The sequence below is a fragment of the Gracilibacillus halophilus YIM-C55.5 genome (genome assembly GCF_000359605.1).
Lineage (GTDB): Bacteria > Bacillota > Bacilli > Bacillales > Amphibacillaceae > Gracilibacillus > Gracilibacillus halophilus.
Map to the genome: position 1 here is coordinate 1 of NZ_APML01000045.1, position 11,474 is coordinate 11,474.

Genomic DNA, 11,474 nt, shown 5'->3' on the forward strand with positions numbered 1-11,474 from the left:
AGGCTTCTCAAAAATTTGGCGAATTAATGAGAAGCCTACAATAATATTTTTCATGTTAGCAAAATGTTAGCATTTCGCTTTCTTTTCACCATAAACCCCTTATTTAACAAGGTTTAGAGAGGCAGATTACATCATGCCTGGCATGCCGCCTCCCATGCCACCCATTCCTGGGTCTGGTGCGCCACCGCCAGCATTTTCTTCTGGAATGTCAGCTACAACAGCTTCTGTCGTTAGGAACATAGCCGCTACAGATGCTGCGTTTTGTAGTGCGGAACGAGTAACTTTTGTTGGATCAACAACACCAGCGTCAATCATGTTTACCCATTCGCCAGTTGCAGCATTGTAACCTGTGCCAACCGCTTCACTTTTTAGACGCTCAACGATGATGGAACCTTCTAAACCAGAGTTAATAGCGATTTGACGAACTGGTTCTTCTAAGGCACGGATTAGGATATTTGCACCTGTCGCTTCATCACCTTCTAGTTCAAGTTCTGCTACTTTCTTGTACACATTCATCAGCGCCGTACCACCACCAGCAACGATACCTTCTTCAACCGCTGCACGAGTAGAGTTCAATGCGTCTTCAATACGTAGTTTACGTTCTTTCAATTCTGTTTCTGTAGCTGCACCAACTTTTACAACTGCTACACCGCCAGCTAGTTTCGCTAAGCGCTCTTGTAATTTTTCTTTATCGAATTCAGAAGTAGTCTCTTCTGCTTGTGCACGAAGTTGTGCGACACGAGAAGAAAGTTTTTCTGGGTCACCTGCTCCTTCAACAATTGTTGTGTTTTCCTTTGTTACAACAATTTTAGAAGCGCGACCTAATTGTTCCATTGATGCATTTTTCAGATCAAGCCCAAGATCTTCTGTAATCACTTCAGCACCAGTAAGGGTCGCAATATCTTCTAGCATAGCTTTACGACGATCACCGAATCCTGGCGCTTTAACAGCAACCGCGTTGAATGTGCCACGTAGTTTGTTAACAACTAATGTCGCAAGTGCTTCACCTTCTACGTCATCAGCAATAATAAGGATTGGTTTTCCTTGTTGGACAACTTCTTCTAGAACAGGAAGTACTTCTTGAATATTATTAATCTTCTTGTCTGTAATTAATACGTATGGATCTTCAAGCTCAGCTTCCATTTTGTCCTGATCTGTAACCATGTAAGGAGAAGCATAGCCACGATCAAATTGCATACCTTCTACTACTTCAAGTTCAGTATTGAACCCTTTTGATTCTTCAACGGTGATAACACCATCGTTCCCTACACGTTCCATTGCTTCAGCGATTAATTGACCGACTTCATTGTCGCTAGCAGAGATGGAAGCAACTTGTGCGATGGAGCCTCTGCTCTCAATTGGGTTCGAGATTTTACGAAGTTCTTCTGTAGCTACTTCTACCGCTTGCTCGATCCCACGGCGAACACCGACTGGATTCGCACCAGATGCGACGTTTTTCAATCCTTCTTGAATCATAGCTTGTGCTAGTACGGTTGCCGTCGTTGTACCGTCACCAGCAACATCATTGGTTTGAGACGCAACTTCAGATACAAGTTGTGCTCCCATATTTTCATATTGATCTTCTAATTCGATCTCTTTTGCAATCGTTACACCGTCATTCGTGATTAGTGGTGAACCATATTTTTTATCTAACACAACATTACGACCTTTTGGCCCTAATGTGACTTTTACAGCATCTGCTAAAGTATCTACACCACGTAGCATTGCGCGACGAGCGTCTTCATTAAACTTTAATTCTTTTGCCATTAGAAAAAACCTCCTTAAGATTTTAGATTTATGATATTTATCTCAAAAAGCTCTTCGAAAAATCTTAGCCAATGACGGCTAAAATGTCGTTTTCGCGAAGAATTAAGTATTCTTTTCCTTCATAAGTTACTTCTGTGCCAGCAAATTTAGAATAAATAATCATATTACCTTCTTCGACTTCAGGAGCTATTCTTTCTCCATTATCTGTGACACGACCAGATCCAACAGCTACTACTTTACCTTCTTGTGGTTTCTCTTTCGCAGAATCAGGAAGTACAATTCCACTTGCTGTCTTTTCTTCTTGTTCGACAAGCTCGATAATGACACGATCACCTAATGGTTTAAGCATCGTTTATAACCTCCTTGGTATCTTTTCCATTTTTCGATATTATTAGCACTCAACGCTAAGGAGTGCTAACACATTTATTATAATAATCAAAACTGATTTGTTTTTCAAGTAAAAAGATATCAATTCATGAAATTTTTTCGTGATCACGTTTAATAGACGAACTATTTCAATTCTATTCTAAAATTATGTTAAAATACGTATCATGATATCAACAAACATAAAAAGGGGTCGTTGAGCGTTGCCGAGAAAATATCTATCGATCATTCTTGCTTATTTTTTTATGACACAAGTCGTTGCACTCTTAATAATACCGCTTCAGAAGACTACAGATATTGATCCAACCTATGTAATGACTTATTGGAATATTTTTATCTTTACTGTAACACTGTCATTGTGTCTTTATTATATTAGAGATGAAATTAGAGAATTTTTTCAATTAAAGGATAAACAAATTGGCACGATCGTCATGTGGTCGGTTATTGGCGTGTTTCTTGTGTTTATTGCACAATATGCTTCCATTGTAATTGAAACATTTCTGTTAGGTATTCAACCTGGGTCAGAAAATACGATGAGATTAATGGATACTGCTAGACAAGCTCCAGCCTTTCTACTCATTATCACATTACTTGGTCCAATATTAGAAGAATTGGTCTTTCGTAAAGCGATATTCGGCTCATTATACCGTAAGATGAATTTTTTCTTTGCAGGCATTTTATCCGGTCTGATTTTTGCTGCATTGCATGATGATTTTGCTCATTTGTTAACTTATACAGCAATCGGTTTGGTATTTGCTTTTCTATATGTGGAAACAAAACGGATTATCGTACCCATTATTGCGCATATCGCACTGAATACAGTTGCAGCCGTTGCCCAACTATCCACTGATCCGGAAGACATTGAACAAATACTCGATCAATTTGATCAGCTACAGATGATACTTATTGGAGGATTTTAAGTTATGCGTTTTTCACCTCTTCCTTCTGCTATCTTGTATTTTGGATTAGGTGTTCTGTTCACCTATATTGGGATACAAGCCGCGGAAGATACAATCTTTAACTTTATTACGATGGCATTAGCGATCTTTGCAACGATGGATTTTATCGTATCGATCCGGTTATTCAATTTACACCTTCGAATAAAGCGAGCGAATCAAGATAAAAAATGAGTGCTAACCAACATACGGTTAGCACCTTGTTTTATTCTTCATCTTGATCCATGGGATAATGTTTCATAAAGTAGACAAGTGACTGCAATTCAATCGCTAAATCAATATGATGAACTCGTACGTCGCTAGGAACACTGATACGAGCAGGTGTGAAATTCAAAATACCTGTTACACCACAGGCAACTAATCGATCGGTCATTTTTTGTGCTTCAGACACCGGAACCGTCAAAATAGCGACTGATATACTGCCCATGCGATCTTCCAACTCATCCACATGATAAACTGGAATATCCCCGATAACTTCTCCCACTTTCTCTTTATCCGCATCAAACGCCATTTCGATCTTTGTATTGTTGTTTTTCGTAAAATTATAATTCAAAAAGGCCGTACCTAAGTTCCCCACTCCGACTAGGGTCACTGGTGTATTTTCGTCATGATCGAGCGTCTTACGGAAAAAACCAAGTAAATATTCAACATTGTATCCATAGCCTTTCTTACCGAGCGCTCCAAAATACGAAAAATCACGACGAATCGTGGCAGAGTCAACTTTAATCGCTTCACTCAGTTGTTTAGAAGACACACGATTTTTCCCTTGTAAATGTAAATTATGTAAAAAACGATAATAGAGCGGTAATCGCTTAGCTGTTGCTTGCGGTATTTTCTGTTGATCGGTCATGCATTCATCTCCTTATGCATCACAATGATGGTTTGCATTTTGTACACACATTGTAGCAAAAATCGTGAATTGTTTCACTAATTCTACCTTTAACGAGTTGCAGAGTATTCATCTGATAAGATACACTAAAATCATTGAGGTGAACGACTATGATTTATTTACAGGTGAATCAGTTAACCAAGCGATTTGGTGCCGAACTGATCCTATCCAATATAAAATTAGAGGTAAGAAAACAAGACCGAATTGCGATTGTCGGGCGAAATGGTGCAGGTAAATCGACATTACTAAACATTATAACTGGAAACCTTTCGTATGATGAGGGGGACATTCATCAGCCAAAGGACGTTTCAATTGGTTATTTAGAACAACATACTGGGTTAGATTCGAGTGAAACCATTTGGCAAGAGATGAAACATATTTTTTCTGATTTATTAATACAAGAGAAAGAATTGCGTGATATGGAGCAACAAATGGGAGATCCTGAATTACTCGCCGATCAAGAGGCATATCAACAACTACTGGGAAACTATGATAAAAAGCAAGAAGCCTTTCGACAAGCAGGAGGCTATCAATACGAAGCAGATATAAAAGCTGTTTTGACGGGATTAGATTTTCCTGAATCGACTTGGAACACATCTATTTCGACTCTGAGTGGTGGACAGAAAACACGACTCGCTCTCGGCAAGTTATTGCTACAAAAACCGGATATTTTAATTTTGGACGAGCCTACAAACCATTTAGATATCCAAACAATGACTTGGCTTGAAAATTATTTAAACAATTATTCTGGAGCCATTATCATAGTTAGTCACGATCGGTATTTTCTCGATAAGACCGTTTCTATTGTCTACGAAATCTCACGTCACCATTCAACAAAATATTACGGCAATTATAGTAAATATTTAGAAAAAAAGGCAGCGAATTACGAACATGATTTAAAACGTTATGAAAAACAACAAGAAGAAATCAAACGGATGGAAGAGTTTGTACAACGAAATATTGCTCGGGCTTCTACTTCCAAACGGGCACAAAGTCGACAAAAGCAATTAGAAAAAATGGAAGTGATCGAAAAACCAACTGGCGATGAAAAATCGGCCCACTTTTCTTTTACGATTGAACGACGCAGTGGAAATGACGTACTACAAGTCAATGATTTAGCATTTCGTTACGATACCACAAGCGATTTCTTATTCCAGGACTTGCAACTAAGCATGAGCCGTGGTGATAATGTAGCATTAGTGGGACCAAATGGTGTTGGAAAATCAACGCTACTTAAAATTATCGTTGGATCACTTACAGCTGATGAAGGTACCATACGGTTAGGTGCCAATGTTCAAATCAGCTATTATGATCAGGAACAAACTCAATTACATGATAAAAAAATCGTATTGGATGAATTATGGGATGAATATCCGAATATGAATGAAAAAGATATTCGGACTGTTTTGGGAAATTTTTTATTTACTGGTGAAGATGTACTGCGATATGTGGTAGAATTAAGCGGTGGTGAAAAAGCAAGACTGGCTTTAGCAAAATTAATGATGGAAAAAGCCAATTTCCTTATTTTAGACGAGCCTACGAACCACTTAGATTTAGATAGTAAGGAAGTTTTAGAAGCAGCTTTAACGGATTATCCAGGAACGATTTTGTTTGTTTCGCATGACCGTTACTTTATTAATAAGTTGGCCACACAAATCTTAGAAATGCAACCTGATCAAGCGCAAGTTTATTTAGGTGATTATGATTATTATGTTGAGAAAAAACAAGAAGAACAAGAAATTATCGAACTCGAACAAAACGAAGGAGAATCAGAAAGTACACGTCAACAATCAAAATCTGACTTTGAAAAGGATAAAGAACGAAAAAAAGAACACCGTAAAAAACAAAGAAGAATTGAAGACATTGAAGCAAAGATTGAAGATATCGAAAGTCGCTTAGAAGAAATTGATCAACAGTTATGTGATCCCAATATTTATCAAGATCATGAAAAGTCATTAGAATTAACGACAGAAAGTGACGAACTACATCAACAGATGGATGCTTTTCTCGAAGAATGGGAGACATTGCAAGAAGAATTATGAAACAAATTTAGGATTCCATTCGTCTAATAAGGGAGAATGTTTTGCAAAATATTAAAATAGCGAGGTTTTGATAGTGGCAGAATTACGTACAGAACGAAAAAAACAGAAGAAAAAGGGAAAGTGGAAGAAGAGAATATTATATATATCCTTATTAATACTGATTGCGATTATAAGTATTGTAGCTTATTTCTTTTTTCAAGTGTATGGTGCTGCACAAGATTCACACGTCGACCTTGATCGGCCTGACGGTAAATCAGAAAAACGAACAGAACAAGTGGAAATTACAAATGATCCTATCTCCATCTTACTAATGGGAGTCGAAAACTATTCATCGGATGGTATAAATGGAAGAGCTGATACACTAATCGTTGCAACATTAAATCCAGATACAAAAGAAGTAACGATGACTTCGGTTCCCAGAGATACAAGAGTCGAATTACCAGCAGAGAGAGCTGGCACAAATGCTGGTATGCACAAAATCAACGCTTCCTATACATTTGGATCCATCTCTGGTTATGGTGCAGAAAAAGCAACGGTTGAGACCGTTGAAGAGTTTTTAGATATTCCGATTGATGAATATATTGCTGTTGATTTTGAAGGATTCCGAGATATTGTGGATGCATTAGGTGGTGTACAGGTCGATATTAAAGAAGGATTTTGGGAAGAAAATATTTTTAATGATAATAAGCGCATTTATTTTGAACAAGGTTCTGCTGAGCTAAATGGTGAAGAAGCTTTAGCATTTGTTCGAATGAGAAAACGAGATGTGAATACCATCTATCCTCGTGATGAGAGACAACGTCAATTTATTAAAGCATCACTTGACCAAGCAATATCAGCCGGTACAATATTTCGTATCGATGAAATCACAGACATTCTCGGTGAACATGTCACCACAAGTTTATCTGCTAAAGAAATTTACCATTTACAGCAGTCCTATTCATCGATTCGTACTTCGTCAATTAAAACACACAATATAGAGGGAACGAATCAACGCATAAATGGATTGTATTACTTTATCCCGACGGAAGAAGGAATCAATGTGACAACTGAACGTCTAAAACAAGAATTAGAATTGTTAGAAGAGAACAGCTCAGAATCAACACCAGAAACATCTACACAAACGTCAGAATAAAAGAGCGAGTCCACAGTGGCTCGCTCTTTTCATATCAGAGATGCGATGACGTTCTATCATTTCTTTTATATTCAAGCATGAATTTACGTCATATTCGCATATAACTATCCACAGAATTATCCACTTATTCACCTTTATCATTATCGGTTTTTTGTACTTATATCCACATTATCCACAAATTTTCGTTCAGTTATACACAATTTAACGAATTTCTCAACAGCTTCGCATACCTAAGATGCATAAATACATCCACAATTCATGTTCATGATTTGTGGATAAACGATAAAAAAGAGGAGAGCCTTGTTCGCCCTCCTCCTATCTTGATAATTTTATCGATCGTTGGGCATATCTTTCTAAACTTAAGCTAGGATTCGCATTTAAGTCCCAATTCGCCCTGTGTCCTTGTTGGTGTGCAATTGACCCAGCAGCTGCTATCATTGCGGCATTATCTGTACATAAAGATATAGATGGAAAGGATAAATCGATCTCGGATGCTTCAAATGTTTTACCCATTCGTGTTCTTAATCCCTGATTCGCCGCAACTCCACCAGCTACAATCACCTGTTTGGCATTGTATGTTTCAGCGGCTCGATATGTTTTCTCAACAAGTACGTCTACAACACTTGCTTGAAAACTTGTCGCAATATCACGAGTTTCATAAGTTTCCCCTCGTTGCTTGGCATTATGCAATGTATTAATAACAGACGATTTTAACCCACTAAAACTAAAATCAAATGAATCGTCTTCCAACCATGCGCGCGGAAAATCGATGACTTCCTTACCTTCACGCGCTAATTGATCAATTTTAGGACCACCTGGATAAGAAAGATCTAACGTTCGAGCTACTTTATCATAGGCCTCGCCTGCTGCATCATCTCTTGTTTCTCCAATAACCTCAAATACACCATGTTCCCTCATCAAGATTAATTCTGTATGACCACCAGAAACAACAAGTGCTAGCACTGGAAATTCAAATTCCTTTTCTAAACGATTGGCATAAATATGACCAGCAATATGATGCACACCGATTAACGGTTTCTGATGAGACATAGCCAATGCCTTAGCCGCATTTACGCCAACCAATAATGCACCGACTAGCCTGGTCCTTCAGTAACGGTGACCGCATCCATTTCAGACATTGACATCCCTGCTTTTTGAAACGTCTCTTCTAATACGATCGTCATTTGCTCTACATGATGACGGGATGCAATTTCTGGGACAACACCACCAAATCGCTGATGGCTTTCAATTTGAGAAGCTACTACATTTGCGATGATTTCTTTTCCATCTTTTACAATAGCGGCTGCAGTTTCATCACAACTTGTTTCTATTCCTAAAATATATTCACTCATAAATTCACCCACAATACTAAAGCATCTTCATGGTTATCCACATAATAATTCTTCCTTATACCTCCGGGAACAAGACCAAATTTTTTATACATACGTTGCGCTACTACATTTGATACACGCACTTCAAGTGATAGTCGCTTCACTCCATTTGCTATTGCTTCATTCATCACATACTGAAATAATCCTGTTCCTAATTGGCGACCTCGGTACGCTGGATCAATTGCTATATTCGTAATTTGTGCTTCATCGATCACCATCCAAGTTCCACAAAATCCAACAACTTGCTGATCTACAGTAGCTACAAAATACCTAGCATATTGATTTCTCGTCATCTCCTCATAATAAATATCTTTGGGCCAAGGGGTCACAAATGATCGTTTATCCACATCATATACATAATCAATATCCTCTTTTGTCATTTGTCGAAAAGCTATCCTAGACATATTATTGTTTTTCTTGCTCCTTTAACCATTTTGCTTCTGCTTCTGGTAACCGGATATAGTTGGGCGATAATCCATGCACATCTACTGCGGGCTTCTCAGCACCTATTTTGGCAAGCATACCCGGTCGCGGGAGATGGTTCGGTTCAGGAGGAAAAATAGCTTGTTTGCCTAATTGTTCTTCAATTGTATCTTGATGCAAATGAATGTCCTGACTTAAAAAGACAATCGATCGATTATACTGTTTCATTTTTTCCAACCATTCCGTCATAAGTACATTTTCTTCATCATTTTTTGGTAGTAACGTACCATTTTCTGCTTCGTAAAGGCTAGTGTATACTAGACCTCGACGTGCATCAAAAAAAGGACAAATGAGTTGTTGGGATAGGGTAGCATTATACGCTAAAAGTTCTAAGCTAGAAACGGCGACAATAGGAATATTTAAACTCCAAGCCATCGTTTTAGCAGTAGCCAATCCAATCCGTATTCCCGTATATGAACCAGGCCCTTGAGCAACAACTATTCGATCCAAAGCCTGAGGTGCAAGATCCGTTTCATTCATGATATGATCAATAGCAGGCATAAGACCAACAGAGTGATTGCGTTTCATATTCGTTATATACTCTGCCTGGATGCGATCATCTTTATATATCGCTACACCCATTGACTGATTAGATGTATCGATTGCTAATATATTCATCGATATAACTCCTTACAAATAAATTCATGATCACTGCCTTGAGGATAGAGGTGAATCTCACGTTCATTTTCTCCACTTCTTTTCATTACGATATCTAATCGTTCAGCAGGTAAAAATTCTTCAATAAATGAAGGCCATTCTACCACAGTAACACCATCTGAATAAAAATACTCTTCAAACCCAATATCTTCATCACTATTTTCTAAACGATAAGCATCCATATGATAAAGAGGGAGGTTACCCATATATTCCTTTACAATAGTAAAAGTCGGACTATTAATCGTTCGTTTTACTCCAATTCCTTTACCGATCCCTTTTGTAAGCGTCGTTTTTCCTGCACCTAAATCACCAGATAATGTTATCACATTTCCTTGTCGAAGCAATAAAGCCATTCTTTCACCTAATTGTTTCGTCATATCTTCTGTAGTCGTTTTGATGATGTAGTCATTCATTGTTATCACCTCTCAAATGGGTATACCCAGACTTGTCCAATATAACAGATGATGAACCATTATTTATCAATACAGATCCATTATATCGATCATGATGAAATACTTCTCCGATTTTTGTAATCTTTGTATTCGTCTTTTCTGCTATACTAACAAGTTTTTCCCATTCATTAGGTGAAACAGTACCCAGCAACTCAAAATCTTCACCACCAGATAATAACCATTGTTGTTGCTTTTCTTTAGGAAAATCGGTTATACCTATATGATAAGGAATGGCTTTTTCATTAATTCGCAATGCCACATGAGATGCTTCTGCTATTTCATTTGCTTCATTTGAAATACCATCACTAATATCATTGAGTGCCATTCGTTTGATATTACCCGTCGCTTGAATAAAATTCACTCTTGGTAACGGCATTCGATGTCGGTTAATAAAATATTCATAATTCTGTTGTGTGTCTTGATCTTCATGTAATAAAAGATCCAAACCACAGGCAGCATCTCCTATTGTTCCCGTAACAAAAACGACATCTCCTGCTTGCGCGTGACTGCGATACCTTACTTGATGTTTATTGACACTGCCAAAAACCGTAATTGAAATCGTTAATTGTTGGCCAGTAACGGTATCTCCACCGATAACATCCATTTGAAATTTTTGGGCTAGTTGATCAATACCTTGATAAATCTCACGTAATTGTTCTTTTTCCCAATTTTTCGGTACTACAATCGATACTAGAAAGCTCGTTGGTTTTCCACCCATAGCCACAATATCACTTATATTTGCAGCTAATGCCCTATAACCGACATGAAAAGGTTCCATCGTTTGAGTGGTAAAATGAATCGATTCAACCATCGTATCAACAGTAGTAATGATGTCTTGATTCAACGAACGTATGATTGCCGCATCGTCTCCGATTCCTTTGATTACGGATGATTGTCTATAATATTTTGGCTGAATGGAGCGTATGAAATCAAATTCGTCCATCATTAATCCTCGCTCTTTCTAAAATTGGTTCTACATACAGTCTTTCCCTATATTATCAAAAAAACCTTAAGTGTGGAACACTCAAGGTTTCGAAATTCTATGTATGGCGGTCCGGACGGGACTCGAACCCGCGACCTCCTGCGTGACAGGCAGGCATTCTAACCAACTGAACTACCAGACCATTGGGCTGTATCGATTAGATACTACAATACTGTTCTAACGAAGATATAAATCAACGTAATTAAGAAAATTTGGTTGCGGGGGCAAGATTTGAACTTGCGACCTTCGGGTTATGAGCCCGACGAGCTACCAGACTGCTCCACCCCGCGTCGATATATATAAGAATTGAAATACATTGCCTGGCAACGTCCGACT

Annotated in this window: 11 protein-coding genes, 2 tRNA genes and 1 pseudogene; 4 read left to right on the forward strand and 10 right to left on the reverse strand. The window is 38.1% G+C overall.

What is annotated here, in order from left to right; genetic code table 11:
• Window positions 1–126: 126 nt before the first annotated feature.
• Both groL and groES read right to left on the reverse strand, forming a co-directional pair.
• Entirely contained in the window at window positions 127–1,767 is a 1,641-nt protein-coding gene (gene groL / locus J416_RS10320) for a chaperonin GroEL (protein ID WP_003470659.1), read from the reverse strand.
• Between the two features lie 64 nt (window positions 1,768–1,831).
• The gene (gene groES / locus J416_RS10325) at window positions 1,832–2,116 is read right to left on the reverse strand and encodes a co-chaperone GroES (protein ID WP_003470662.1); all 285 of its coding nucleotides are present in this window, start codon (window positions 2,114–2,116) and stop codon (window positions 1,832–1,834) included.
• Between the two features lie 238 nt (window positions 2,117–2,354).
• Between groES and J416_RS10330 the strand changes: the two genes are divergently transcribed.
• Together J416_RS10330 and J416_RS10335 are read left to right on the forward strand one after the other, a co-directional pair.
• Window positions 2,355–3,071, forward strand: coding sequence for a CPBP family intramembrane glutamic endopeptidase (locus tag J416_RS10330; protein WP_003470665.1), 717 nt, complete (start codon window positions 2,355–2,357; stop codon window positions 3,069–3,071).
• 3 nt (window positions 3,072–3,074) lie between these two features.
• Window positions 3,075–3,281, forward strand: coding sequence for a YdiK family protein (locus J416_RS10335; RefSeq protein WP_003470668.1), 207 nt, complete (start codon window positions 3,075–3,077; stop codon window positions 3,279–3,281).
• A gap of 31 nt (window positions 3,282–3,312) precedes the next feature.
• On the opposite strand, the gene J416_RS10340 is transcribed toward J416_RS10335, so the two are convergent.
• Window positions 3,313–3,957 carry a redox-sensing transcriptional repressor Rex gene (locus tag J416_RS10340; protein ID WP_003470670.1) on the reverse strand — a complete coding sequence of 215 codons (645 nt, stop codon included), beginning with the start codon at window positions 3,955–3,957 and terminating at the stop codon, window positions 3,313–3,315.
• 149 nt (window positions 3,958–4,106) lie between these two features.
• Between J416_RS10340 and J416_RS10345 the strand changes: the two genes are divergently transcribed.
• Together J416_RS10345 and J416_RS10350 are read left to right on the forward strand one after the other, a co-directional pair.
• Window positions 4,107–6,038, forward strand: coding sequence for an ABC-F family ATP-binding cassette domain-containing protein (locus J416_RS10345; protein ID WP_003470673.1), 1,932 nt, complete (start codon window positions 4,107–4,109; stop codon window positions 6,036–6,038).
• A gap of 73 nt (window positions 6,039–6,111) precedes the next feature.
• Window positions 6,112–7,173, forward strand: coding sequence for an LCP family protein (locus J416_RS10350; protein WP_003470676.1), 1,062 nt, complete (start codon window positions 6,112–6,114; stop codon window positions 7,171–7,173).
• Between the two features lie 315 nt (window positions 7,174–7,488).
• Here J416_RS10350 and tsaD read toward each other — a convergent pair.
• From tsaD to J416_RS10385, 7 genes and pseudogenes are all read right to left on the reverse strand, one after another.
• Window positions 7,489–8,537: pseudogene (gene tsaD, locus J416_RS10355) on the reverse strand (tRNA (adenosine(37)-N6)-threonylcarbamoyltransferase complex transferase subunit TsaD).
• The gene (gene rimI, locus J416_RS10360; protein WP_040513388.1) at window positions 8,522–8,968 is read right to left on the reverse strand and encodes a ribosomal protein S18-alanine N-acetyltransferase; all 447 of its coding nucleotides are present in this window, start codon (window positions 8,966–8,968) and stop codon (window positions 8,522–8,524) included. The pseudogene tsaD and the gene rimI overlap by 16 nt, the downstream one beginning before the upstream one ends.
• Before the next feature lies 1 nt (window position 8,969).
• Window positions 8,970–9,665, reverse strand: a complete 696-nt coding sequence (gene tsaB / locus J416_RS10365) for a tRNA (adenosine(37)-N6)-threonylcarbamoyltransferase complex dimerization subunit type 1 TsaB (protein WP_003470688.1) — start codon at window positions 9,663–9,665, stop codon at window positions 8,970–8,972.
• Window positions 9,662–10,117, reverse strand: coding sequence for a tRNA (adenosine(37)-N6)-threonylcarbamoyltransferase complex ATPase subunit type 1 TsaE (gene tsaE / locus J416_RS10370; RefSeq protein WP_003470693.1), 456 nt, complete (start codon window positions 10,115–10,117; stop codon window positions 9,662–9,664). The genes tsaB and tsaE overlap by 4 nt, the downstream gene beginning before the upstream one ends.
• On the reverse strand, window positions 10,110–11,099 hold the full coding sequence (gene thiL / locus J416_RS10375) for a thiamine-phosphate kinase (protein WP_040513391.1): 990 nt from the start codon (window positions 11,097–11,099) through the stop codon (window positions 10,110–10,112). The genes tsaE and thiL overlap by 8 nt, the downstream gene beginning before the upstream one ends.
• Before the next feature lie 104 nt (window positions 11,100–11,203).
• Window positions 11,204–11,280 (reverse strand) — tRNA-Asp (locus tag J416_RS10380).
• 71 nt (window positions 11,281–11,351) lie between these two features.
• Window positions 11,352–11,428, reverse strand: a tRNA-Met gene (locus J416_RS10385).
• Window positions 11,429–11,474 lie beyond the last annotated feature (46 nt).